Raw genomic sequence first — 23,909 nt, forward strand, 5'->3', positions numbered from 1 at the left:
TCTCCGTTCTTGGGGCGGGCGAAAGGCCTAGAGGTATTCCTCGGCCAGTGCCGCGCCCTTGATCTCGTCCGTGGTGCCCGAGCGCCGGATCTGCCCCGAGCGCATCACATGCCCGTAATGCGCGATCTTCAGCGCGGGCCGGGCCATCTGTTCCGTCATCAGGATCGCGATCCCCTGTTCCTGCATCTGCCGCACCGCGGTCGAGATCTGCTGGATCCAGACCGGTGCCAGCCCAAGGAAAGGCTCATCCAGAAGCAAAAGCCGGGGCGTTCCGCTCATCGCGCGGGCGATGGCCACCAGTTGCTGCTGGCCGCCCGAAAGCTGACCCGCAGGCTGGGCCTGACGCTCGGCCAGAAAGGGGAAAGAGGCGACCAGCTGGTCCCAGCGTTCGCTTTGCTCGCGCTGGCTTTTCGTCGCCGCCCCCGAAAGCACGTTGTCCTTGACCGACATGCTGGGAAAGACGCGTCGACCTTCGGGCGAATAGCCGATGCCAAGGCGCGCACGGGCATCGCTGGAAAGGCCCGAGATATTCCGGCCCTCGAACGTGATCTGACCGCGCGCGCTGCTGACCAGCCCGATGACCGCGTTGATCAGGCTGGATTTTCCAGCGCCATTCGCACCGATCAGCAACACGGTCTGCCCGGCTGCCACATCCAGATCCAGACCGTCGACCGCGCGGGTTCCGCCATAGGCCACGTGCAGGTCACGAATGCTGAGCATGATCATCCTCCTCATCGCTGCCGCCCAGATAGGCGTCGATGACATCCTTGCGGGCCAGAACCTCACCCGGCGCGCCCTCGGCAATCAGCTTGCCGCCGTCGAGAACGATCACCTGCGGGCAAAGCCGCTTGATCAGGTCCATGTCATGTTCGACCAGCAAGACGCCGCAGTTGAACTCGGTCTGCGCGAAGGCGATGTAATCGTCGATATTGCCCCGTTCGGATTTCTCCAGCCCGGCTGCCGGTTCGTCCAGCAGCAGCATGCGCGGCTCGGTCGCCAGTGCCATGGTCAGGCCCAGCATCTTCTGCAGGCCATAGGGAAGCAGGTTGGCATCGCGCCGCCAGTTCTCGACCAGACCGAACTTTTCCAGCAGCACCGCCAGCCGCTCCAGAACCGAGCGATCCTTGCCGGAGAAGCGGATCGCGGACAGCAGGTTGTCCTCGATGCTGTTGTCGTTGAAGGTCGCGGTTTGCTGGAAGCTGCGGACAAGGCCGCGCCCGGCGTTGCTATAGACAGGCTGGCTGTCGACGCGCGTATCGCCCAGCATCACCCGCCCCGAACTTGGCGGCAGCCTGCCCGAGATGATGTTGATCATCGTGGTCTTGCCCGCGCCGTTCGGCCCGATGACGCCCAGAAGCCCCCCCGCCGGCATGGTGAAGTTGACGTCATGGAAGACCTTCAGGCCGCCAAAGGCCTTCGAGATGCTTTCGACGCGCAAGGCGTCGCCGCGGGTCAGATTTGCCCCGTCCATCAGCTTTTCCCCTCTGCCAGTGCCGGTTTGGGATTGGTGAGGCCACCGCCGTTCCGGCCACGCAGGCGCTGGACCGTTTTCGTCAGCATTCCGATGACCCCGCCTTTGGCGACCAGCGTCACGACGATAATCAGAAGCCCGTAAAGGCCCGGAGAAAGCTCTCCGCTAAGTGCGAAATAGTCGGTGGCCGAGACCAGCAGGATCGCACCCACCAGCGTGCCCAGGATCGAGGCCTTGCCGCCCACGATCGTGTAGGTGATGTAATTGACCGAGGACATCGGCGCGAATGAGGTCGGATGCGCCGTCATCAGCATGTTGACCAGGGCAAAGCCCGCCAGCCCCGACACGCCAGCCGCCACCGCGAATGCCAGCGCCTTGTATTTCCAGCAGGCAAGCCCAAGGCTTTCGGCCAGCACGTCGTTCTTTTCAATCGCAGCGAACTCATAGCGGTAGCGGCGGGTAAAGATCGCCGTGATCAGGAAACCCGTGAAGGCCAGCCCCGCCGTCGTCAGCAGCACATGGGAATTGTCCCAAAGCTCGAACCCGAAGATCTTGACCGCAGGCATGCCCACCAGCCCGTTTGCGCCGCCCGTCAGGGGGGCCGCCTCGAACAGCAGCAGCTGGACGATTTCCGTCAGCACGAAGGTCACAAGGACGAAATAGACCCCCTTGAGGCGCAGGATCAGCCAGCCCAGCGGGATCGCCAGCAGCGCAGGCACGATGAAGGCGGCAGCCGCCAGCACGAAGACATCGGTGATGCCCAGACGGATGCTGAGGATCGCGACGGTATAGCCGCCGATGGCCATGAAGGACGGGACCGCGAAGCTCATCAGGTCCATGCGCAGCATGATGTAGACCCCAAGCGCCGCAGTCGCCGCAATCAGGATCAGGTTGGTCTGCGACATGATCTGCGGGTTCACCGTCAGGAACGGAACCGCGAAGGTCGCAAGAACCAGCGCCAGCGTGACCCATTCATAGCCACTGAAGAAGGGCGAGCGCCGTTCGAGAAGACGAGAGACGGTTGCGTTGCTCATGCGCGGCGAACCTCCTTGCCCATCAGCCCCTGCGGGCGGATCACCAGGATCACCAGCACCAGCACGAAGAGCGTCAGCGCCCCTTTCGAGCCGCCCAGATAGACGGCGGCATAAGCCTCGATCAGGCCGACGATGAAGGCGGCGATGGTCGCGCCGGTGACGCTGCCCAGCCCGCCAAGGATTACGGTCAGGAAGGAAAACGCCAGCACAGGATCACCGACATGCGGCGCAAGCGCCAGGATCGGCGTGACCAGCGCGCCCGTCAGTCCGGCAAGTCCGGTCGCAAGGGCGAAAGCAAAGGGAAACAGGATCTTCGTCGGCATGCCAAGCGCGCTTGCCACCGTGCGATCCTCGGCCATGGCGCGCAGCGAGCGGCCGACATTCGTGCGATAGACCAGCCAGAAGACGAAGACGATGGCGGCAAGGCAGGCCCCAAGCACGACCATGTTGGCATAGGGGAAATAGACGTCCCCGACCCGCCAGACACCCGAGATCGGGAAAGAGAACTCGGGCGATTCCGCGCCGAAAATGACCAGAATTCCGGTCGCAAGCACAAGGTAGAAGCCCATCGTGACCATGAGCGTCGCCTGATGATCGTCGATCACGCGTTCGAGGATCAGCACCTCGAACAGCCACCCCAGGACAAATGTGGCGGCCAGCGCGATCAGTAGGGCCACCACATAGGGCAGCCCCAGCACGGCCGAGCAGTAATAGGCGACATAGCCGCCCATCACATAAAACCCGCCATGCGCGAAGTTGACGACGCCAAGGATGCCGAAGATCAGCGTAAACCCAAGTGCCAAGAGGGTATATTGGGACCCGAGGCTGATCCCGATCAGCCCCGTCGCAATGAAACCTTCCATGTTTCCTCCAGAGGTTAGCCTTCGTTGGCGGCTTCCGCACGAACGTAGGGTTGCTGCTCTCCGGCCTGGATCACGCCGATCGCGAAGGGATAGGACATCTCTTGATTGATCCCGAAGAACTTCTGGCCAATCCAGTGCCCTGCCCCGATGTTTTCGTCATCGACCGGCAGCGTGCGCATCGCATCCGCGATCTTCTGGGCATCGTCGACCGATTGGGCGGCCTGAGCGGCTTTGACCATCATCCGCGCCGCATAGACCCAGCGGAAGAAATCCGCATTCTCGGGGCGCGGCTTGCCCATCAGGGCGATGTGCTTTTCTTCCAGCGCCTTGGTGTTGTCATCCATCGCGATGGGCTCGAACCACAGGAAGTCCTGAAGCACGTTATAGCCACCTGCGACACGCCCGATCTCTTCCGTGCCCGGACCGCCCAGACGGAAAATCGGACCGGTGAAGCCAGCCTGACGCAACTGCTTGACGATGATGCCGGCGTCACCGGCGGGCGAGGACGCCAGATCGACCGCACCGGGCTTCGCGGCCAGCATACGGGTCACAATGGGCGCAAAGTTCGTGGTGCCGCGCTGATAATATTCCTCGGTCGGGGTGACGCCCTTCTGCTTGAAGATCTCTGCGTTGACGCCTGCAATATCGGTGCCGCCCTGATCGTTCGGCGCTACAATCGAGACTGTGTCGAATTTGTAAAGCTCAAGCCCCTTGTCGATGATCGGACCTGCCCAACCGGACGGGCCGGGGCCGATGTGGAAGACGTTGGGCCATTGCGGGCCAATCGCGTCCTTGGCGAAGCTGTTGACCATCGCGACCATGCGGTTGCGCGTCGCAATCGGCTTCATGCCGGTCACCTCGGGCGATCCGACCGCCCCGACGATCACCTTGATACCTTCTGCCGCCAGCGAGTTCATGGCCGAAGCCGCACCCTCGGCGGTGTACTTCGAGTCAATCGCCACAACCGAAACCGTGCAGGTCTCGCCGTTGACGACAAGGCGCTTTTCCTCGACCGTTTCTTTGGCCACGAACTCCAGCGCACCGCGCAGGGCCATGCCCCATTGCGCGGCCGGACCGGACAGAACGGCTGGCGAGCCGATTTTCAGCTCACATGCGAAAGCCGATGCGCTCAGCGCAGCCGATGCCAGCAAAGTGCCGCAGAACAAGCGGCCCAGACCCGAAATCATTCTCAATCTCCTCCCTGATTTTATGACGACGAGGAGCCCTCGAAACCCTTTGCGCCTTCCCTCCCACAGGTTGGCGCCACTCCGTTCGTCTTGAGGGAACAATAGCAGGGTGAAATGATCTGTCAATAAAACGTTTCATTGAATTTTGTGATGAAGTTTCTGCGCGGACTTGCGACAAGATTCAAAAATAATTTATTATATTACAGATAGTTAATTTGAATCCATCCTTGAGCAGACAAAATGATCCATTTCTGTAGCGTCGAAAGTATCTCCGCTGAATCCACAAACAATGAACCCTTCCATACTGCGCTCACGCTGCCACAAAATACAGCCCCGCCCGCCCGATTCTTCCGGCCCGGCGAGCCATCGCGTCAGAGATAGGAGAACACGTTTCGGATGGTGAAGCTGGACAGGATGCTCGAAACACCGGGCAAGGTCGACAGCACGGCCGAGTGAACATCCTCGAACTCTTCCAGCCCCTCGATCTCGATGCGCAGCAGATAGTCGGCGCCCCCGGTTACAAGGAAGCATTCGCGCACTTCTTCGCATTTCCGCACCGCAGACTCGAATTTCGTGAACGATTCTGCGGTTGGCTCGGCCAATTTGATCTGAATGAAGACGGGCCTTCGGCCTTCCCGGACAGCGGTATTGCGGATGACCGTATACCCGCGAATGACCTCTGCGTCCTCCATTGCGCGGATACGGCGGGCACAGGCAGAGGAGGAAAGCCCCACCTTGTCGGCCAGCTCGACATTACTGATCCTGGCGTTCAGACGCAACTCCTCCAGAATCTTTGCATCCAGTTTGTCCAGTTGCATGGCGATTTCAGCTACTCCCGCGCCAGAAACCCGCGCTGAACCGTTTTATTTGATGATTTCTGAAGCAACAAGCCAAGATTTCACCGGATTGGCTCATCTATCCTTGGGAGGACGGCCTCAGTGCCGAAAACCATCTTTCACCTCAGGCCCATGGCAGGACGAAGCCTCATGCAACAAGACAGGACCGCTGCGATCACCGGCAGCGCGGCGGCGTCCACATGACCCGAGCGTTTGCGGCTGAAGCGACACCCCACGGCCCCCACATCGACGCCGCTGCACTCATCTGGATCGGCATTCATCTGATCGCGCCAAAAGCTCTGCCCGCCTTGGCGGGGCCCAGCCGTCAGGTGATCCGCCCCTGCCCCCTTGGCTGAAGCCTCACACCCACAACCTGAAAGCCCCCAATGAGCAACAAACTGAAGGCCGTCATCATCGGGCCGGGAAATATCGGCACCGATCTTTTGATGAAGATGCAAAGATCGCCTTGGATCGAGCCCATCTGGATGGTCGGTGTGGATCCGGCTTCCCCCGGCCTGCAGCGCGCCGCCGAGATGGGTATCCGGACAACGGCCGAGGGCGTTGACGGCGTCCTGCCCCATATCCTGTCTGACGACATCCGGATCGCTTTCGACGCGACCTCGGCCTATGCGCATGCGGAAAACTCGCGCAAGCTGAACGCGCTTGGCGTGGTGATGATCGACCTGACCCCCGCCGCCATCGGCCCTTTCTGCATTCCGCCGGTCAACCTTGCCGACCACGCCAGGGCGACGTGCATGAACGTCAATATGGTGACCTGCGGCGGACAGGCCACGATCCCGATGATCGCCGCCGTCAGCCGGGTCCAGCCAATCAGCTATGGCGAGATCATCGCCTCGGTCGCGTCCCGCTCGGTCGGGCCGGGAACGCGGCGCAACATCGATGAGTTCACGCAAACCACGGCCCGGGCAATCGAGACAGTCGGCGGCGCCAAGACCGGCAAGGCGATCATCATCGTCAACCCGGCCGAGCCGCCCCTGATGATGCGCGACACCGTGCATGTGCTAACCGAAGACGCCCCCGATGAGGCCGCCATCCGCGACAGTGTCCATGCCATGGTGGCCGAGGTCCGCAAATATGTCCCCGGCTACAAGCTGGTCAACGGCCCCGTTTTCGACGGCAATCGCGTGTCGATCTTCCTTGAGGTCGAAGGCTTGGGCGATTTCCTTCCGCGCTATGCGGGTAATCTGGACATCATGACGGCCGCAGCCCTGCGCACGGCCGAGTTTTTCGCCGAAGAATCGAGCCTCGGCAATTTCCACTTTCCCAGCCGTGAACCGGAGGTCGCCCGATGATCGCGCCAAAGATCACCATTCACGAAATGAGCCTGCGCGACGGCATGCATCCGCTGCGCCATCAGATGACGCCTCAGCAGATGGTCAGCATCGCCCGCGCCGCTGATGATGCGGGCATCCCATGGATCGAGGTCACGCATGGGGACGGGCTGGGTGGCTCGTCGCTGAACTATGGATTCAGCGCGCATGAGGACACGGAATATCTGCGCGCGGTCGTGCCCCAGATGAAATCCGCCAAGGTCTCGGCCCTGCTTATCCCCGGGATTGGCACCGTCGATGCGCTGAAAGCGGCGATGGATTGCGGCATTGCGGGTGTCCGGGTCGCGACCCATTGCACCGAAGCCGATTGCGCCGAGCAGCATATCGCCTTCGCGGCGAAGTCGGGCCTCGATACGGTCGGGTTCCTGATGATGGCGCATCGCGCGACGCCCGAGCAATTGGCCCGGCAGGCGCAGATCATGGAGGCATCGGGCGCGACAACCGTCTATTGCACGGATTCCGCGGGCTACATGCTGCCCAGCGATGTGACGGCCCGCATATCGGCGCTTCGCGACGCCCTTTCGCCCCAGACCATCATCGGCTTTCATGCCCATCATAATCTGGGCATGGGCATCGCCAACTCGGTCGCGGCCATCGATGCCGGGGCGACCCGTATCGACGGGGCATTGGCCGGGCTGGGTGCCGGGGCGGGCAATGCGCCGACCGAGCTTCTGGTCGCTGTCGCCGCGCGCATGGGGATCGAGACGGGGATCGACCTTTTCAAGGTCCTCGACGCCGCCGAGGATCTGGTTGTTCCGATGATGGAGCGCCCGATCCGGGTTGATCGCAACGCGCTGATCCTTGGCTATGCGGGGGTCTATTCCTCATTCCTGCTTTTCGCCGAGCGAGCCGAGAAGCGCTATGGCATCCCCGCCTCCGAGCTGCTGCTGACCATGGGGCAACGCGGGATGGTCGGCGGCCAGGAGGATATGATCGAGGATCTGGCGCTGACGATGGCAGCAGCACGGGGGTAGCCCATGCTATTTTGCCAGAAGGATCACGAAGGCCTCTGACGCAGAATGCCGGGGAATTCATCCCCGGCATCGCATTTTCAGGCCTGACTTATGCAGATTTCCGCTTGCGGTCGAACGAGACGAGCTCCTGCTCATCGAAGGTCGAGGGCCGGGTCAGGTCGGCAACGCTTGGCTTTCCGACGTAATGCGGTCCCCAGGCGGCGGCAGGATGCGTCGCCTCGACCCTGCCGTCAGGCGTGCCGATCAGCTTTTTGCGGAGCGAGCCGTCGGTATAGGAGGTCTGCGCCCGGCCACGGCGAACCAGCTCCGGAACGACATAGTCGATGAAATCGGTCGTCGTGCCGGGGGTGATCGCATAGGCGAGGTTGAACCCGTCCACGCCGCCCTCGTCGACCCATCTCTCCAGCATATCGGCGACCTTCTCGGGGCCGCCGACCAGAACCGGGCCAAGCCCACCGATGCAGCGATGACGGATCACGTCGCGGACGGTCCAGACCTTGCCATCTTCGGCATTGGTCAGCGATTCCAGCGTGGTCCGCAGGCTATCGTTCGGCACGGCCTCCAGCGGCGCATCCGGATCGAGCTTCGAAAAATCGATCCCGGTCCAGCCGCCGTAAAGCGCAAGCATCCCCTCGGGGTTCGCATATTCAAGGAACTCCTCGTACTTCGCCTCGGCCGCCTCATCATCGGCAGCGGTGATGACGGTCAGCAGCGTGAAGATCTTGATCGAATCCGCGCTACGCCCGGCTTCCACCGCAAGGCGGCGGATGTCTTCGGTCACGGGCTTTGCCGCTTCCGGGCTGGTCGTCAGGATGAACATGCCCTCGGCATGGTTCGAGGCAAACTGCCGCCCCCGACCCGAGGCCCCTGCCTGGAAGATGACCGGCGTGCGCTGCGGTGAGGGTTCACAAAGGTGGTAGCCCGGGACCTTGAAATACTCACCCTCATGCGCAATCGGATGGATTTTCGAGGCATCGGCAAAGACGCCGCTGGCCTTGTCGCGCTTGACGGCCGCGTCCTCCCAGCTGCCCTCCCACAGCTTGTAGATGACCTCCATATATTCATCGGCCATGTCATAGCGCTGGTCATGGGTCATCTGCTTGTCCATGCCCAGATTGACCGCCGCGCTGTTGAGATAAGAGGAGACGACGTTCCACGCGACCCGGCCCTTGGTCAGGTGGTCCAGCGTCGAAAGACGCCGGGCCAGCAGATAGGGATGCTCATAGGTGATCGCGGCCGTCACGCCGAAACCGACATGTTTCGTCACCGCCGCCATAGCCGAGATCGCGGCGAAGGGATCATTCACCGGGACCTGCGCCGCGTCCTTGAGCGCCGCCTCGCCCGAGCCGCGATAGACGTCATAGACCCCGACGACATCGGCGATGAACAGCGTGTCGAAATGGCCGCGTTCCAGCTCGATCGCCATATTGGTCCAGTATTCAATGTCATTATAGCGTGCGGCCTGACTGCTTGGATGCGTCCACATGCCGGTCGATTGATGGCTGACACAGGTCATGTCGAAGGCATTCAGGATAATTCGCTTCTTTTCAGTTGCCATGAGAGGTCCTTCCTTTCCACATGTTTCATCGTTCCGCCGGAGGTGCTCCGGTGGCGGGGTCGTCCTAGATGATCGGGCCAATCAGTTGTCGGCCCGACCCCAGCTCAGTCTGAGATCGTAGGTGTCGCCGGGGTAGAAACCGTCGGCATTCGGCATCTTCACTTGCGCCAGCGCGCCCGCGTCCAGCGCCGCATCCTCGGGCAGAATGCCGCCACGATTGAGAATGAAGGCAGAAATCGCATAGACCTCGTCATCGGTCAGCGAGCCCGGATCATCGAAGGGCATCGCGCGTTTGACATAGTCGAACAGCGTCTCGGCATGCGGCCAATAGCTTTCGACAGTCTTGACGGGCTTGTCCGAGGCCAGCGAACCGCGACCTCCGACCAGCTTTGCCCCGCCAGTTTCCGGGATGCCCTCAAGCTCTTCGCCGTGGCAATGGGCGCAGCGTTCGCCGTAAAGGTCCCTACCCTGAGCGACCGTGCCGCTGCCAGCGGGAAGATCGCCCCCGCCCGGCGCATAGGCGGCCATTCCCTTCAGATCATCCGGGCCGATGGGTGAGCCCCAGCTCTCGGCCCCTTCGGCCAGGGCAGACAACGGCGCCAAGGCAAGGCAGGCGCAGATTGCGAACGCATCAAACCTGAACATTGGTCACCTCTCCTGCGGCATCGACGGCCCAGCTTTGAATGGCATTGTAGTGATAGACCGAGTTCACGCCGCGCATCTCGATCAGATCGCCCCGCGTCAGCTGGCGGGCGCCGGTTTCGTCCCAGCAGCGGCTTTGCAGAACCGCCTCGCTGCCGTCCCAATGCCAGGGAAAGCTGAAGCGAACGGTGCATTGCGGTTCGGGCTGGGTATCCAGCCGCGCGGGTGCCCAGGTCTTCCCGCCATCGGTCGAGATATCGACCGCCTGCACGCGGCCTCTGCCGGTCCAGGCGAAGCCCGTGATCTCGTAATGGCCGGGTTTCGGCAGCTTCATCTCGCCCGAGGGGAAAGTGATGACCGATTTCGGGTCCATCTCCAGCGTAAACAGCTTCGCCCGCCCGTCGCTGTAGAGATCCGAGTATTTCGAGGTCTCCTCGCGGGTCATGAAGGGCTTGTCGGACACCTGCAGGCGGCGCAGCCATTTGATATGGGTATTGCCCTCATAGCCCGGCAGCAGCAGACGCAGCGGATAGCCCTGTTCGGGACGCAGCGCCTCGCCGTTCTGGCCATAGACGATCATCCCGTCGCGCATCAGCTTGTCCATCGGGATCGAGCGCGTCATCACTGCCGCATCCGCGCCTTCAGCCAGCACCCAATCCGCCTGCGGGTCCAGATTGACCGCCCGCGCCAGCGTCGAGAACAGCACGCCCGTCCATTCCGAAGTCGACAGGAGCCCATGCGTGCGCTGGACATTCTTCGCAGTGACGCCTTTCCATTCGGTCAGCGTGTTGCCCGAGCATTCGATGAAATGCTTGCGCGTGACCGAGGGCAGAGCCTTCAGATCGGCCATCGAGAACTTCTTCGCCTCGGCGACCATCCCGTGAACGAACAGGTTGTGATGCGTCGGGTCGATGGTCGGGATGCCGCCGTGATGGCGTTCGAAATGCAGGCCCGACGGCGTCAGGTTCCCCAGCATCGCGGCCAGCGGCGTAAAGGTCCAGGAGGTGGTGTCGGTCGGATTGTCCTCCTTGATGCGCACTTCGGTCTCAAATTGCGAACGGGTGCCGTAACCGCCGTCCTCCAGCAGGGCGCGGCCCATTTCTTTGGTCGGATCGGCGGGCACGTCGTAAAGAACCGCGCCCGGCGGGGCTTTGGCGGCCTCTTGCGCCGCGGCGACGCCCACCGAGGCCGCAAGGAAGCCCGCGCCTGCGCCGACGGTTCGTCCCAGAAAGGCACGGCGGGGCAGATCCGGGCGCATCCCGTCCCGGCAATCACATTCGTCGGCGGTCGCGCCTGACGGTCCTGCGTTGGTTTGCATCATCCTCACCCTCCCTGGTCGTGATGTCACATGCCGTCTGATGACGGTCTTGGCTGTCAGATCTGGTGGAAGCGCCGTGCCTCCGCGATATCATCCTGAATTTGCGTCATGAATTCGCCGATATTGGCGAAGCGGGCTTCAGGGCGCAGATAGAGATCGAACCGCACGGCAAGCATGGCGCCATAGATATTGCGTCCGAAATCGAACAGATGGACCTCCAGCAGCGGCGCGCCATCGTCGAAATGCGGGCGCGTTCCCCAGGAGGCGATCCCGGCCACAGCCTCACCGGCCAGAAAGGCGGTAACCGCATAGATGCCGAAAGCGGGTGCATTCTCGGGCGAGATCGCCAGATTGGCCGTGGGGATCCCCAGCTCGCGCCCCAGCTTGTTTCCGTGAATGACGCGCCCGGTCAAAAGCCGAGGGCGCGTGGCCCGGGACGCCGCGAAAAGAGCCGCCTCACGCGATGCTTCGGCGATGAAGTCGATCTGCTCAATCATCTTGCGGAACCCCTCCCAAAGTTCGTGCAATGCGATCTGGCGTGTCCTAGCCGGCCATCGGCGCGACCGCGCCGTAACGTCCGTCGTAATAGACCAGCGGGGGCTTGCCGCTGATTTCAGTCTGCTCGATCCGGCCAAAGAAAATCGTATGGGTCCCGACATCCATCACCTGACTGACCGTGCAAACCATCGCCGCCGCCGCATCGGTGATGACCGGAACGCCCGTTTCGGTCAGATGGTGCGGCACCGAGGCGAAGACGTCATCGGCCTTGGTGCCAAAGCGTTCGGCCACCTCGCGCTGGTCCGCTGCGATGACGTTGACGGTGAAAGCGCTCTTGTTGGCGATATGAGGATAGGTCCGGGTCGAGCGATTGACGGCAATCAGAAGCGTCGGCGGCTCGGCGCAGACGCTGCAGACAGCGGTCGCGGTGAAGCCATATAGCGCGCCCTCGTTTTCGGTGCTGATCACCGTCACGGTGCCCGCCAGGCTGCGCATCACCTTGCGAAAATCATCGCTGCCAACACCCTGAGGTGCCATGTCAATCCGGGATTGCTCGGTCATGATGAGGTCTCCGATATGAGAAAATCTTTGCGTTGCCCGGCGCTAAACGCAGGCTCACGGATCAGGCCCGGGGCTCATTGCGCTGGCGCCAGGCGATCAGGTCGGAAATCGTGCCGAGCGGCATGCCAAACCTGTCGGCCCAGATCCGCAGCTCGGGCAGACGCGCCATGCGCCCGTCGTCCAGCATAATCTCGCAGATCACGGCGGCGGGGGTGAGGCCGCAGATGCGCGAAATATCGACCGAGGCTTCGGTGTGGCCGGGACGCTCAAGCACGCCGCCCTTGCGTGCGATCAGCGGGAACATATGTCCCGGCGAACAGATCCGCTCGGGGCTGGCATCGAAGGCAATCGCTTCGGCAATCGTATGCGCGCGGTCGGCGGCTGAGATTCCGGTGGTGATCCCGGTGCGTGCCTCGATCGACTGGGTGAAGGCGGTCTGGCGCAGGCAGTGGCTGCTGCCCTGATTGGCGCGATGAAGACCAAGCCGCGCGGCGTGATCTTCCGTCAGGGTCAGACAAATCAGACCGCTCGCCTGCTTAGCCATGAGGGTGATGACCTCGGCCGTCGCAAAATCGGCCGGGACGATGATATCGCCTTCGTTCTCACGGTCCTCGTCATCGATCAGCACATAGGGGCGACCTGCGGCGGCGGCGACAAACACCTCCTCGATGGGATCGACATGACAAGCGAATTCGGTCTGACGTGAAATGATCATGGAGATACCCTCGAAGTCGGTTTCTTGCTGGTGAAAGAGACGACGCCCCTGCCACCTTCATCTTGTCTGGCACCGCTGCGAGGCGAGAAGCTTTCCAGCCCCATGCAGCTGCGCATCGTGTACATCTGCACTGCTTCAAGCGCGGTCATCTGCGCGGCATCCCGCAGCCTGCGAGACAGCGCGCCCTCGTCGCTGATCTCGTGCTGGGTCGCAAACAGCGTGGTCGACGTCGTGACGATCCCGATTGAGCTGAACAGAGGCCGCATCTGATGTTCAAGCATCAGCCCGTGCATCGGCGTTTCTCCGTTCGCGACCGGAACCGCAATTCGGCCTTTCATGCAATCCTCATCCAGAAGATCGAAGAATTGTTTCAACAGCCCCGTATAAGAGGCGCGATAAACCGGCGTGCCGACGATCAGAATTTCTGCATTTTCAGCCTGCCGCAGAATGCTTTCTCCTTTGGCAGAAATATCGCAACGCTGAGGCGCACTAAACAGGTCAGTTGCCACCTCGCTTAGTTCAATCAGTCGCAATTCCAGCGCAATGCTTTCCCCCATCGCCGCGCAAAGCTCGGCCAGAAGATGCTGCGTCCGAGACGGTTTGTGCGGGCTTCCGTTGATGCTTGCGACGACGACCACGACCCCCTCCCGAAGCTCTGTATCGACCGTTCCATACTGACACAGGAATCGACCAAATCAACACAAAGTTTGCGGCTCTCCTTGGCGTATCCTGTGAGATTTCTCAGCTGAAAAACTTAATTATCAAATTGAATTTGTTTATATATTTTAGACGACAGGCCTCCTGCGCTCGCCTGCCGCACTTTGGTCTAGCCGCAAGCGCAGCCCAAAGCTCAGATCCGAGCCAAGCTGTCCGAGAGCCATACTAAAGTATGAATATCTGCCCTGCGAGCGCCCGCAGAACACCCTCACGCCGCCCGGCCACCTGATTCGAGCATTTCAGCGCGCATGACCAGGTTCATACCTTTGCTCTATGCGAAACCTATAATCCTTCATCGGATATGTCTTTGAAAGATTCCGATAAGACAATTCGCCCATATGGAGAAATCAGGCGTGGGAGTAAATTGAAGCCTTGCATCAACGCAAGCGGAAGGACCGAATATGAATCGCTCTTTGACGCCGTTTCGGCCCCGAATATTTCTGAACGGTTTCACCCTGATCTATGGGCTGACCATTGTCTCCTGCTTTCTCGTGAATGAGATCGTGAAAGCCTCTCCCATTGGCCCGTGGCGCGGCGAGGATATTGCCGCCAATTACTGGCTCGACAACGTAAGCTGGCAGATCTTTTCGGCCTGGTGGGCCTGCCTGTTCTTCTGCTGCGGATGCTTTCCGTTCGGCAGGATCCAAAGCAAGTTGGCACGCGGCATCGCCCTGACGACCACATCCTGGCTGTTGGGCTGGCTTTCCGCCAAGCTGATCTTCGTGATCGGTCCCGGCGCGGCTGGAATATTCCCGCTGGTCGGCACGACCTGGTTCCTGCTTGCCCTGATCTGCTTCACCGGAGGCAACTGGCCGGTCGAACGACTGACCCAGGGCAGACAGTTTCTGTTGATCCTGCTGATGATCACCGGCGGCACCTATCTCATCACCCATTCCGCCATTGTCTGGGTCCCTGCGTGGTGGTTCCCCTTCCTGTTGGTCGGGCTGGGCACGACAACGCTGACCTATTTGACGCGTGGGATGAGCAAACCTTCGACGGCAATGACGATCATCCTGATCCTCTTTGCGGCCGTTGCGCTTTGCGTGAACATTTCGGCCTCGCTGGGGGTCTGGGACATGAGCGCGGCCCCGATCTCGCAGTTCTGGTCGATGGGGCATTTCACCGATGACCAATTCTGGCTGTTGTGGTTCTTCACCGCGACCTCGGTCCATTACGCCATGCCGGTAATCACCATGAACTATCCGTTCACGCGCATTCCGATGCCATATGGCGGGCTTTTGGCCTGTGCGGTCTGGATCGGCGTTTCGATCCTTGTCGCGATGCTTTTGCAAGCGATGATCGGTCCCGTCTTCCGCGACCTGAATGAGGCGCTGACCTATGCCTATATGGGCGTCAACTGGTCGCTGGTCATTCCGCTGATCTTCGGCATCGGCTTTGAAGAGCCCTATGCCTGGGCCGAGACCGGGGATCAGGCACCCTCCCCCCTCTCCGAGGAACTCGAAGAGGCTCTTTGACCCTGTGGGGTTGCCGCTTCACGCGGCAACGCTCATCTTGATCAATTGACCGTTGTCAGACCTCAGCCGCAGCGTCAAAGAAACGGCCGCAACCTCGACGGCATGTCGCGACCTTCCGGCAGGATGACATCGCGCCGCTGTTGTGGCAGTTTTGACTGGGTAAAGGTGGTCTGAGATGAACGAAATTTTTAAATCTGGCGAGAAAAGATCCGCCGGTCACCAAAAAGCATCCATTCATAAAGTCTGCGCCGAGCTTTTTGCCAAACATGGCTATGGGTCGGTGGGCGTGGCCGAGCTGTGTTCGGCGGTGGGACTTGGCCGGGGGGCGTTCTACTACCACGTCAACAGCAAGGAAGACATCCTGCTGGACATCTCGGTCGGCTATATGAAGCGCCTCTGCGCCGAAGCAAATGAGACCCAAGCCCAAGACTTGCCCGTCGAGGACACGATTCGCCAGCTCAGCGACCTATTTTTGCGCACGATGTTCGAGCATCGGGCAGAGATGACCGTCTGTTTCCGCGAACTGCACCTGCTGAGCCCCGAGAATCAGCGCACGGTTCTGGATCTGCACCGCGAATACGAAGCGGTCTGGCGCAGTGTGATCCTGCGCGGCATCGCGGAAGGCGCCTTCCGCGAGATCCATACGATTGATCTCAAAGCATTGATGGGGATGTATTTCTACAGCTTCCTCTGGGCCAAGCCGCAGGGAAATGCCACGGCAACCGAGATCGCCGAGCATTTCTCTACCCTCGTGCTGGAAGCGATCCGCAAACGCGACTGACCTCAGACGATTGGCTGAGGCGATCCTGCCCCGTGGCCGCATTCCGGCAAACGGCGCGCGAAGCTACGACCATTGCCCCTTGTCGACGCGCAAGCGCCCACCCCATCTTTGATTGACGGAAATAAAGCGAGGTTTCATACTGATCCTGTACCGATCGGTCAGTATTGGAGGCTTGAATGACTCTCGCCGTGGACGCAACAGCAGATCCCCCTTCAGGACGATGGGCCGCTTTAGGCAAGATCTGCCTTGGCATCATTTTCGCGATGACGCCGTGGTTCTCGGCGACGGCCATCCTTCCCGAACTGAGACAACATTGGGAGTTCAGCGCCTTTCTAGCGGCGATGATGACCAATGGCGTGCAGGTGGGTTTCGTGATCGGCGCATTGGGATCAAGCTTTACCGGGCTGCCCGATATCGTGCCGATCCGGGGATTGATGGCAGTTGCCGCAATCGCTGCGGGGGTTTTGAACCTCTGCCTGTTGATCGCGCCGGGGCCAGAGACTGCGGTTCTGTTGCGCGTCCTGACCGGAATTGCGCTCGCCCTCGTCTATCCTCCGGCGATGAAGCTGGTGACGACCTGGTTCATCCGGGGGCGCGGGATCGCGCTTGGTCTGGTGATCGGAGGGCTGACGCTTGGCTCGGCATTTCCGCATCTGATCCATGCTTCGACCTCTTCGGTGGATTGGCGTCTGGTCGTCAGCGCGACCTCGATCCTCAGTATTATTGCCGGGCTGATCTTCATCCTCGCCGTTTCCGAGGGGCCCTATGCCAATCCGATGGTGAAGTTCAAACCCAGTCAGCTTGGCCTGATCGTGGGCGACAAGGGGATCGCCTTGGCCAATCTGGGCTACTTCGGCCATATGTGGGAGCTTTACGCCATGTGGGGCTGGTTTCTGGTCTTCATGCGTGCGGCGCTGGAAAGCAATGGCCTCGCACCGGTCTCGCAGGCCTCGCTGATCACCTTCATCGTCATCGCCTCGGGGGCCTTTGGCTGTGTCGCGGGCGGCTGGCTGGCCGACCGGGTCGGGCGCACCGCGACCACGGTATTGATGATGGCGGTGTCCGGGCTTTGCGCCGTACTGATCGGCTTTGTCTATGACGGCCCGCTTTGGCTGCTGATCGCCGTTTCCATGATCTGGGGCATTTCGGTGATCGGAGATTCCGCACAGTTTTCCGCCATGGTCACCGAGATCGCCGACAGCCGCCTGATCGGCACGGCCCTTGCCTTCCAGATGGGCATCGGCTTTGCGCTGACGGTGGTGTCGATCCAGCTTCTGCCGATCTTTGTCGAATGGATAGGTGGTTGGGAATGGGCCTTTCTGTTCCTCGTCCCCGGTCCGCTGATCGGCGTGATCGCGATGCTTGCGCTGAGGCGGATGCCGGTCGCGCAAAGGATTGCCCAGGGGCTGAGGTAGGTGGTTTTTGCGGTGCTTCACTTTGCTCGCGACGGTCACTCGATTGGTTGTCGTCAACCGCAACAGCACACCCACCGCAGAATGAACGTTCAGCGGCAGGTCAGATACCTGCCGCATTGCCGGATACAGCTTCTGGCTCCATGACAACCGCTCGTGCTAATGCTTTACTCGACAAATTCTTCGGATCGCAGCGATTGCTCGCTCATACTCAAGGCATTTGGCATGAAATCACTTTTCCTCTCGATTTCCGCCACGTTTCTGACGCTTGCGGGAAGTGTCGTGGCGGATGAGCGGCGCCCAGCCAGACCGAAATAGCCCTGGATATCGAGGTGACCAGCGGCGAGGCCGAAATCTGGATCGACGACGTGCCGTTCTTCGGACCGGATCAGGCGCTGGCAACTGAGGCCAGCATCATCACCAGCCTTTCCTGCGAATTCGGTCCTCGGGCCGGGGATGAACGATGTGTTTCTGCGCTTTATTCCGGCCAATTCCGGGTTGGGCATCGCCCGGCTTTCAAGGCGCGCTTCGGATATGCCGTAGCCGGCACCTTCCCCGATGCCTTCAGCGACCGCCCTTTTGCGATCATGGTCGAGATCCGCCCTGATCCTCTGCAACCGGGCGGTTTCAAGCTCGAGCAAATGGTTCAGGGCCAGCCCCTGCTGACCGGCCAGTTGATGGAACCGTCACTGACCACCCTGTCCGATGGCGCTGCCGAAGTCTCGCTGCAGCTTGACGTCGGCGTCGACCTGCCCGCGCAGGATTGGAAAACCGGTCGTCAACTGACCGATGACGCAACGACGCGAGCAGAGGTTGAAGGCATGATGCGGCATGCGCACTCGGCGCTCGCTGCAGGCCCCGCCGCGATCAGGCAGGAGCTTGGACCGATGCTGGAGCACCTCGCCGCGACCGTCGGCATGACCGTCGAAGAGGCGATTGCGACCGAATATGCGCCCTATATCGACAAAACGATGGGTTTTGAGCTGCAGCCATTCGACGCGTCGCAATCCAGACTGGTCATCGTGGGAAAGGGCCGTCTTGCGACCCTTGTCCCCTCTCCGGTCGTTTTCCACAACGCCGAGATCGATGAAACCGCCGGACCGATGCTGGTCTATTGGCAGGATGCTAATGGCACATGGCAGATCATCCATTGACGATGAAAGGCCTGCTTCAGCCCAGTCTTGGAGACAACACCGGTCCCAATCCGCCGCCCTGACAAAGCTCGTCAGGGCTTTGGTTGCTTAGGCCTCGACCCTCCTTCGAACCGTGGGAGCAACCACCCCTCAGGCAAACGCCAGATCGTCCGCCAGTGCTCCGATGGTGGTGTTGCGCACCGTCAGCACATCGCCACCTCCGAAGTCGAAGACCACATCCTGCCCCTGTTGGGTGGCATGGCTGCGGGCCTGCGCGAAATTGGTGACCCCGGCAAAGCCCTGCAGGCGGATCGTGTCGAGATTGTCCTGAAAATCGACCACGACATCGCGGGCAAAGCCCCGCCCGAACACGAAGTGGTCGCCGCCGAGGCCGCCCTGAAGCGTGTCATTGCCAATGCCGCCGATCAGCCAGTCGGCCCCCGCAGCGCCCGATAGCAGATCGTTTCCGCCCATACCGTAAAGCTGGTTGTTCGCCGCATCGCCATAGACCTTGTCGCCGAAATTCGAGCCCAGAACACCCTCGACATCCACGAAACGGTCACCATTGGCCATGAAGGTCGATTGCGCAGGCATGGTCATATGGATCGTCAACCCCACCGTCGCGGCAGCGTAGTTGGCGAAGTCCTGCCCCGCGCCGCCGTTCAGGAGGTCGGCCCCGACACCGCCGGTCAGCGTGTCATTGCCAGCCCCGCCCTGCAACTGGTCATTGCCCAGCCCGCCGTCGAGCTGGTCGTTTCCGGCCTCGCCGATCAGCACGTCCTGACCAGCTCCGCCCGCAATGAAGTCATTGCCCGCCATGCCGTTCAGCCGGTTGTCCGACGTATCGCCATAAAGCCTATCCGCGAAGCGCGTGGCGAGGATCGTCTCGATACCGATGTACTGGTCACCCGTCGCATCGCCTGTCGAGGAAGCGGTGTTCCCCAAATTCACCGTCAGCCCGATCGTCGAGGACATATAGGTGACGGCATCGAAACCTGCGCCGCCATCCAGCGTATCTCTGCCCGCACCGCCATCCAACGTGTCGGCCCCGGCACCAGCCATCAGACGATCGTGCCCGCCCATGCCACGCAGGACATTGTTCTGGGAATTCGCCGTGAAGACATCATTGCCGGACGAGCCGATGAGCCCTTCGACATCGGTAAACTGGTCCCCCAAGGCGATCCCGGTCGAATGCGAGGAGTTCAGCATACTGACCGTCACGCCTTGAGCTCCCGCGTAACTGGCAAAGTCGAAACCTGCGCCACCGATATGCACATCGCGACCGGCTCCGCCAATCAGCGTATCGTTACCGTCGCCGCCGTTCAGCGTGTCGCGAAAATCCGTGCCGGTCATGAAATCGTTGCCCAGCCCACCACGCATCTCGACGCCAAGGCCGTTGGCTGCCCCGATAACTCCGAACCTGGCCGAGATCGTGTCATTGCCCGCGCCACCGTCGATCAGGGCCGCGCTGGCCCGGCTTGAGATCCTGACATCGACAGAAATGATGTCGTTCCCGGCATCACCGTAAACCTGCACCCAATCCTCTGATCCGGTGACGGTGATAGCGTCGTTGCCCTCACCACCCGAAATGGAGATGGCGGTGGATGCGGAACCTGCCTCGATCGTATCGTTTCCCGTACCGCCCAGGAAGCGCTGGCCCGTCGCGCCGAGATATCCGGGATTGAAGATATTCAGGTAGTCGTCTCCGGCCCCGCCATCCGCGACCAGCCCTGTGCCGCGGGCCCACCCCATGTCGATGGTGTCATTCCCCTCGCCGCCGTAAGCGTCCAGCCTGCTGCTGTCGAACAGGTCCAGGAAATCATCGCCCGATCCAGCATTGAGAGTGCCGGTCGATCCAGAATCCTTGATATAGTCGTTTCCGGCTCCGCTATCGATCGTCGCAGCAACACCGTTCAGCTCGAAACGCTCGGCTGCAGCCGTCCCACGGATGGTCATGGTGCCGCCGTCAAAACCGAAGATTTCGATCCCCCTGATCGTATCTCCGTCTGTGACGGGTTGATTGAGGTCAAACACACCGTTGAAATCTTCGTGGGACAGCGTGTCTGTACCAGCTCCACCGTCAATCAGATTGCCGCCCGAGCTTTGATCCAGTTCGATCCAATCGTCCCCAGCCTCGCCGTAGAGGCGATTGCCTGTCTTCTCAGCGTATAGCGAGTCGTTTCCGGCGCCTCCATAAAGGTGATCATCGCCGCTATAGGCACTCAATGTGTCATTGCCGCCAAACCCATAGAGAGTATCGAATCCATTGCCTTGGCTGGTCAGCCTGTTTGCCGCTGCGTTGCCGCCAAACCAGACGTTGGCATTGGTGCCGTATATCTCCGCACCCAGATTTTCGATCCCGGTGATCCTGTCCATGCCCCAGCCGGTGTTCTGGGCCTCCGTGATGCGCAGGTCCACAACAGTTCGGCTCGGGCGACCATGGAAATCTATAAAGTCCAAACTGTCGTTGCCGGCTCCGCCGTCGTAGATGTCATCCCCGCCGTCGGCTTCGATGTAGTCGTTGCCTGCGCCGCCCGAGATGTTCGACCTGCCTGTATCCAGAAACTCGTCGGGAGCTTGGCGGAACCTATCATCGCCACCATGGCCGTACATGACGTCATTGCCACCCATTCCGGATAGAACATCGTCGCTTGCTGTTCCGTTGAGCGTGTCGTTGCCGCTGGTGCCGGTGATCGTCGCCATCATGTACCCCTTAAGTCTTTGCGGTTCAGTCCTAACGCATTGAGACGAATTAGGGTACAACTCCCCGGTGAAAAATTGCCGGATGGGTGGGCGCCACCTCGGGAAAGGGGGCGAAGCGGCCTCGCGGTTGCCAAATCCTCGACCGAAGCCTACGAGCCGCCTGCAACCGACGAAGGCGCGTCAGATAGCCTGCAGATCCGCCTTAATTTCGCCTCAGTGACCGCCCCAGACTGGGAACGGATCGGACAGGTCCGACCATTGCGCCGGGCGGAAGTCCGGCTCATCGACCAATGCCTGCTCAAGGGCGGCGGTAATGGCCTCCTTGTCCATATCGGCTCCGATGAAGACAAGCTCCTGTCGCCGGTCGCCCCAGGGCTCTTCCCAGAGCGCGGTCACCGCCTCAAGGCTGTCGGTGACCGTGGGCCAGTGCTGCCGAGGCACGCCCGCCCACCAGCGGCCAAGCGGCATCACGGAGGAGATGGCCCCGGCCAGGCTGAACTCGGCCACCCAATCGGGGCGCGTGGCGATCCAGAAATGGCCCTTTGCGCGGATTACCCCGCGCAGATCGCCGTTCAGAACGCCATGGATGCGGCTGGGGTCAAAGGGTCGGCGGGCGCGATAGACAAAGGACGAGATGCCGTATTCCTCGGTTTCCGGGGTGTGATCGGCGAAGCCGTAGAGCTCTTTCGCCCACATCGGATGCTCATGCGCGCGGTCAAAGTCGAAAAGACCGGTGTTGAAAATCCGCGCCGCGTCGACCTTGGCATAATCGGCCTCGATGACCTGGGCGTCCGGATTGAGCGCGCGCAGAATTTTCCGCGCAGCTTCGACACCGTCCGGTCCTGCTGTGCCAATCTTGTTCAGCACAATCACATTCGAGAACTCGATCTGATCCGTCAGCAGATCGACAAGCGTGCGGTCATCGCCCTCGCCAAGGCTTTCGCCCCGGTCGGACAGGAAATCCTGGCTGGAGAAGTCGCGCAGCAGGTTCGCGGCATCGACCACCGTGACCATCGTGTCGAGCCGGGCAACATCCGACAGGCTGGCCCCCGCCTCGTCGCGAAAATCGAAGGTCGCGGCAACCGGCAGCGGCTCGGCGACCCCGGTGGATTCGATCAGAAGATAGTCGAACCGACCCTCCTCGGCGATGCGGCGGACCTCTTGCAGCAGATCGTCGCGCAGCGTGCAGCAGATGCAGCCATTGGTCATTTCGACCAGCTTTTCGTCCGAGCGTGACAGCTCGGTCCCTGCCTTGATGAGGTCGGCGTCGATATTCACCTCACTCATGTCGTTGACGATCACCGCGACCCGCCTGCCCTCACGGTTGTTCAGGACATGGTTCAAGAGCGTCGTCTTTCCGGCCCCGAGAAAGCCCGAGAGGACGGTCACAGGAAGGCGGGTATCGGATGATGGTGATCTGGGGTTCATGGCTCGCTTGACATGTTATGTGATAATATAACAGTAATAGCGCACGGCGGGGCGAGGCACAAGAGGAAGGCCAAAGCCCGTCGTGCGAAGAATGCCGGACAAAGGAGCATCCGAACATGCAGATGAAGCAGTTGAACCACCTTGGCGCCCTTGTGCTTGCCCTGGCGATCGGGGCGGGAAACGCCTCGGCAGGGCAGACCGACAACCATGATCATGGTCATGCGCATGAGCACGGGAGCAAGGGAGCGATCAGCGAGGGGTATTTCGAAGACAGCCAGATCCAGCCGCGCGATCTGAGCGATTGGGCGGGCGAGTGGCAGTCCGTCTATGGCTATCTTCAGGACGGCACCCTGGATGGCGTCATGGCCCACAAGGCCGAACATGGCGACAAGAGCGCCGAGGAATACCGGGCCTATTACGAGGCAGGCTACAAGACCGATACGTCGCGCATCCTCATCGACGGCGAGCAGGTGACATTCACCAGCGGATCCGGCTCTGCGACCGGGCAGTATCAGGCTGATGGATACGAGGTGTTGACCTATTCAAAGGGCAATCGCGGTGTCCGCTACGTATTCAAGAAGCTGTCCGGCGATGCAGCCGCCCCCGGTTTCATTCAGTTCAGCGACCATATCATCGCCCCGCAGAAATCGGGGCACTATCACCTCTACTGGGGCGATGACCGGCAGGCCTTGCTGGGCGAGCTCGATCATTGGCCGACCTTTTATCCTGCAGCTCTGAGCGGCGAGCAGATCGCGTCGGAGATGATGGCTCATTGAGTGCAGGGGCTTGCTCTTCTCGCAGAGCGTAATGCAAAAACCGCCCGGCTTTGTTGGCCGGGCGGGGATTGGGTGTGGTGTCGGGGGGAGTGGGGCTCTGCCCCTCGGCGCGGTGCGCCTCACCCCGGGGTACTTATTGCAACGAAGAAGCTTTCAGAGCTTTTCGGTCAGTTCCGGCACGGTGGTGAAGAGGTCACCCACGAGGCCGTAGTCGGCGATCTGGAAGATCGGGGCCTCTTCATCCTTGTTGATCGCGACGATGACTTTGGAGTCCTTCATCCCCGCGAGGTGCTGGATCGCGCCCGAGATGCCAATGGCGACATAAAGCTCGGGGGCGACGACCTTGCCAGTCTGCCCGACCTGCCAGTCGTTCGGGGCATAGCCCGAGTCGACCGCCGCGCGCGAGGCACCGACGGCGGCGCCGAGCTTGTCGGCCAGCGTCTCGATGATCGCGAAGTTCTCTTTCGAGGCCACG

General features: G+C 61.1%; 23 protein-coding genes. 7 read left to right on the top strand and 16 right to left on the bottom strand.

All coding sequences use genetic code 11. The features are described from left to right. Positions 1-27 precede the first annotated feature (27 nt). From IQ24_RS15720 to IQ24_RS15745, 6 genes are all read right to left on the bottom strand, one after another. Positions 28-720 carry an ABC transporter ATP-binding protein gene (locus IQ24_RS15720; RefSeq protein WP_145399234.1) on the bottom strand — a complete coding sequence of 231 codons (693 nt, stop codon included), beginning with the start codon at positions 718-720 and terminating at the stop codon, positions 28-30. Continuing rightward, complete coding sequence (locus IQ24_RS15725; RefSeq protein WP_145399235.1) at positions 704-1,471, bottom strand: ABC transporter ATP-binding protein; 768 nt, start codon at positions 1,469-1,471, stop codon at positions 704-706. Before IQ24_RS15725 ends, IQ24_RS15720 begins: the two co-directional genes overlap by 17 nt. Beyond that, positions 1,471-2,505 carry a branched-chain amino acid ABC transporter permease gene (locus tag IQ24_RS15730; protein ID WP_145399236.1) on the bottom strand — a complete coding sequence of 345 codons (1,035 nt, stop codon included), beginning with the start codon at positions 2,503-2,505 and terminating at the stop codon, positions 1,471-1,473. The genes IQ24_RS15725 and IQ24_RS15730 overlap by 1 nt, the downstream gene beginning before the upstream one ends. Continuing rightward, positions 2,502-3,368 (bottom strand): branched-chain amino acid ABC transporter permease, encoded by an 867-nt coding sequence (locus tag IQ24_RS15735; RefSeq protein ID WP_145399237.1) that lies wholly within the window; start codon positions 3,366-3,368, stop codon positions 2,502-2,504. The genes IQ24_RS15730 and IQ24_RS15735 overlap by 4 nt, the downstream gene beginning before the upstream one ends. 14 nt (positions 3,369-3,382) lie before the next feature. Then, on the bottom strand, positions 3,383-4,555 hold the full coding sequence (locus IQ24_RS15740) for an ABC transporter substrate-binding protein (RefSeq protein ID WP_145399238.1): 1,173 nt from the start codon (positions 4,553-4,555) through the stop codon (positions 3,383-3,385). Between the two features lie 371 nt (positions 4,556-4,926). Further along, on the bottom strand, positions 4,927-5,373 hold the full coding sequence (locus tag IQ24_RS15745; RefSeq protein ID WP_145399239.1) for an Lrp/AsnC family transcriptional regulator: 447 nt from the start codon (positions 5,371-5,373) through the stop codon (positions 4,927-4,929). Positions 5,374-5,777: 404 nt separating this feature from the next. Here IQ24_RS15745 and IQ24_RS15750 point away from each other — a divergent pair, with 404 nt between their 5' ends. Next, positions 5,778-6,704 carry an acetaldehyde dehydrogenase (acetylating) gene (locus tag IQ24_RS15750; protein ID WP_145399240.1) on the top strand — a complete coding sequence of 309 codons (927 nt, stop codon included), beginning with the start codon at positions 5,778-5,780 and terminating at the stop codon, positions 6,702-6,704. Next, positions 6,701-7,717: a 4-hydroxy-2-oxovalerate aldolase gene (dmpG, locus tag IQ24_RS15755; protein WP_145399241.1), complete on the top strand. Its 1,017-nt coding sequence runs from the start codon at positions 6,701-6,703 to the stop codon at positions 7,715-7,717. Before IQ24_RS15750 ends, dmpG begins: the two co-directional genes overlap by 4 nt. 88 nt (positions 7,718-7,805) lie before the next feature. Here the strand turns inward: dmpG and IQ24_RS15760 are convergent, their stop codons facing one another. The 7 genes from IQ24_RS15760 to IQ24_RS15790 form a co-directional block, all read right to left on the bottom strand. Beyond that, a complete protein-coding gene (locus IQ24_RS15760; RefSeq protein WP_145399242.1) occupies positions 7,806-9,275 on the bottom strand; it encodes an LLM class flavin-dependent oxidoreductase in 1,470 nt (489 codons plus the stop codon). 81 nt (positions 9,276-9,356) lie between these two features. Further along, on the bottom strand, positions 9,357-9,920 hold the full coding sequence (locus tag IQ24_RS15765; RefSeq protein WP_145399243.1) for a c-type cytochrome: 564 nt from the start codon (positions 9,918-9,920) through the stop codon (positions 9,357-9,359). Further along, positions 9,907-11,238 (bottom strand): sulfite dehydrogenase, encoded by a 1,332-nt coding sequence (gene soxC, locus IQ24_RS15770; protein ID WP_199756612.1) that lies wholly within the window; start codon positions 11,236-11,238, stop codon positions 9,907-9,909. Before soxC ends, IQ24_RS15765 begins: the two co-directional genes overlap by 14 nt. A 53-nt stretch (positions 11,239-11,291) precedes the next feature. Further along, positions 11,292-11,732 carry a riboflavin kinase gene (locus IQ24_RS15775; protein ID WP_158637549.1) on the bottom strand — a complete coding sequence of 147 codons (441 nt, stop codon included), beginning with the start codon at positions 11,730-11,732 and terminating at the stop codon, positions 11,292-11,294. Positions 11,733-11,778: 46 nt separating this feature from the next. Further along, positions 11,779-12,294, bottom strand: coding sequence for a flavin reductase family protein (locus tag IQ24_RS15780; protein ID WP_145399245.1), 516 nt, complete (start codon positions 12,292-12,294; stop codon positions 11,779-11,781). A 61-nt stretch (positions 12,295-12,355) separates the two neighbouring features. Beyond that, positions 12,356-13,009 (bottom strand): 3,4-dihydroxy-2-butanone-4-phosphate synthase, encoded by a 654-nt coding sequence (ribB, locus tag IQ24_RS15785; RefSeq protein ID WP_145399246.1) that lies wholly within the window; start codon positions 13,007-13,009, stop codon positions 12,356-12,358. Next, the gene (locus IQ24_RS15790; RefSeq protein WP_158637550.1) at positions 13,006-13,647 is read right to left on the bottom strand and encodes an NAD(P)H-dependent oxidoreductase; all 642 of its coding nucleotides are present in this window, start codon (positions 13,645-13,647) and stop codon (positions 13,006-13,008) included. Before IQ24_RS15790 ends, ribB begins: the two co-directional genes overlap by 4 nt. 480 nt (positions 13,648-14,127) lie before the next feature. On the opposite strand from IQ24_RS15790, the gene IQ24_RS15795 reads away from it, so the two are divergent. From IQ24_RS15795 to IQ24_RS15810, 4 genes are all read left to right on the top strand, one after another. Then, positions 14,128-15,201, top strand: a complete 1,074-nt coding sequence (locus IQ24_RS15795) for a hypothetical protein (RefSeq protein ID WP_145399248.1) — start codon at positions 14,128-14,130, stop codon at positions 15,199-15,201. Between the two features lie 175 nt (positions 15,202-15,376). Then, positions 15,377-15,982 carry a TetR/AcrR family transcriptional regulator gene (locus IQ24_RS15800; protein WP_145399249.1) on the top strand — a complete coding sequence of 202 codons (606 nt, stop codon included), beginning with the start codon at positions 15,377-15,379 and terminating at the stop codon, positions 15,980-15,982. Positions 15,983-16,158: 176 nt separating this feature from the next. Beyond that, on the top strand, positions 16,159-17,397 hold the full coding sequence (locus IQ24_RS15805) for an MFS transporter (protein ID WP_145399250.1): 1,239 nt from the start codon (positions 16,159-16,161) through the stop codon (positions 17,395-17,397). 329 nt (positions 17,398-17,726) lie between these two features. Further along, positions 17,727-18,548, top strand: a complete 822-nt coding sequence (locus IQ24_RS15810; RefSeq protein ID WP_145399251.1) for a hypothetical protein — start codon at positions 17,727-17,729, stop codon at positions 18,546-18,548. Positions 18,549-18,677: 129 nt separating this feature from the next. Here IQ24_RS15810 and IQ24_RS15815 read toward each other — a convergent pair whose 3' ends face one another. Continuing rightward, positions 18,678-21,230, bottom strand: a complete 2,553-nt coding sequence (locus IQ24_RS15815; RefSeq protein WP_158637551.1) for a calcium-binding protein — start codon at positions 21,228-21,230, stop codon at positions 18,678-18,680. Positions 21,231-21,443: 213 nt separating this feature from the next. Further along, the gene (locus IQ24_RS15820; RefSeq protein WP_145399253.1) at positions 21,444-22,658 is read right to left on the bottom strand and encodes a GTP-binding protein; all 1,215 of its coding nucleotides are present in this window, start codon (positions 22,656-22,658) and stop codon (positions 21,444-21,446) included. A 116-nt stretch (positions 22,659-22,774) separates the two neighbouring features. Here IQ24_RS15820 and IQ24_RS15825 point away from each other — a divergent pair, with 116 nt between their 5' ends. Next, the gene (locus IQ24_RS15825) at positions 22,775-23,434 is read left to right on the top strand and encodes a ZinT family metal-binding protein (RefSeq protein ID WP_422386283.1); all 660 of its coding nucleotides are present in this window, start codon (positions 22,775-22,777) and stop codon (positions 23,432-23,434) included. Between the two features lie 153 nt (positions 23,435-23,587). Here the strand turns inward: IQ24_RS15825 and IQ24_RS15830 are convergent. Next, positions 23,588-23,909: electron transfer flavoprotein subunit alpha/FixB family protein (locus IQ24_RS15830; protein WP_199756613.1), on the bottom strand; the 322-nt coding region annotated here is incomplete at its 5' end.

Source organism: Paracoccus sulfuroxidans (genome assembly GCF_007830335.1).
Taxonomy (GTDB): Bacteria; Pseudomonadota; Alphaproteobacteria; order Rhodobacterales; family Rhodobacteraceae; genus Paracoccus; species Paracoccus sulfuroxidans.

Coding starts and splice junctions, on each gene's coding strand:
- IQ24_RS15815 (WP_158637551.1), bottom strand. CDS start 21,230: ATGGCGACGATCACCGGCACCAGCGGCAACGACACGCTCAACGGAACA.
- IQ24_RS15720 (WP_145399234.1), bottom strand. CDS start 720: ATGCTCAGCATTCGTGACCTGCACGTGGCCTATGGCGGAACCCGCGCG.
- IQ24_RS15825 (WP_422386283.1), top strand. CDS start 22,775: ATGCAGATGAAGCAGTTGAACCACCTTGGCGCCCTTGTGCTTGCCCTG.
- dmpG (WP_145399241.1), top strand. CDS start 6,701: ATGATCGCGCCAAAGATCACCATTCACGAAATGAGCCTGCGCGACGGC.
- IQ24_RS15820 (WP_145399253.1), bottom strand. CDS start 22,658: ATGAACCCCAGATCACCATCATCCGATACCCGCCTTCCTGTGACCGTC.
- IQ24_RS15780 (WP_145399245.1), bottom strand. CDS start 12,294: ATGACCGAGCAATCCCGGATTGACATGGCACCTCAGGGTGTTGGCAGC.
- IQ24_RS15795 (WP_145399248.1), top strand. CDS start 14,128: ATGAATCGCTCTTTGACGCCGTTTCGGCCCCGAATATTTCTGAACGGT.
- IQ24_RS15730 (WP_145399236.1), bottom strand. CDS start 2,505: ATGAGCAACGCAACCGTCTCTCGTCTTCTCGAACGGCGCTCGCCCTTC.
- IQ24_RS15765 (WP_145399243.1), bottom strand. CDS start 9,920: ATGTTCAGGTTTGATGCGTTCGCAATCTGCGCCTGCCTTGCCTTGGCG.
- ribB (WP_145399246.1), bottom strand. CDS start 13,009: ATGATCATTTCACGTCAGACCGAATTCGCTTGTCATGTCGATCCCATC.
- IQ24_RS15800 (WP_145399249.1), top strand. CDS start 15,377: ATGAACGAAATTTTTAAATCTGGCGAGAAAAGATCCGCCGGTCACCAA.
- IQ24_RS15775 (WP_158637549.1), bottom strand. CDS start 11,732: ATGATTGAGCAGATCGACTTCATCGCCGAAGCATCGCGTGAGGCGGCT.
- IQ24_RS15740 (WP_145399238.1), bottom strand. CDS start 4,555: ATGATTTCGGGTCTGGGCCGCTTGTTCTGCGGCACTTTGCTGGCATCG.
- IQ24_RS15750 (WP_145399240.1), top strand. CDS start 5,778: ATGAGCAACAAACTGAAGGCCGTCATCATCGGGCCGGGAAATATCGGC.
- IQ24_RS15745 (WP_145399239.1), bottom strand. CDS start 5,373: ATGCAACTGGACAAACTGGATGCAAAGATTCTGGAGGAGTTGCGTCTG.
- IQ24_RS15805 (WP_145399250.1), top strand. CDS start 16,159: ATGACTCTCGCCGTGGACGCAACAGCAGATCCCCCTTCAGGACGATGG.
- IQ24_RS15735 (WP_145399237.1), bottom strand. CDS start 3,368: ATGGAAGGTTTCATTGCGACGGGGCTGATCGGGATCAGCCTCGGGTCC.
- IQ24_RS15725 (WP_145399235.1), bottom strand. CDS start 1,471: ATGGACGGGGCAAATCTGACCCGCGGCGACGCCTTGCGCGTCGAAAGC.
- IQ24_RS15760 (WP_145399242.1), bottom strand. CDS start 9,275: ATGGCAACTGAAAAGAAGCGAATTATCCTGAATGCCTTCGACATGACC.
- soxC (WP_199756612.1), bottom strand. CDS start 11,238: ATGATGCAAACCAACGCAGGACCGTCAGGCGCGACCGCCGACGAATGT.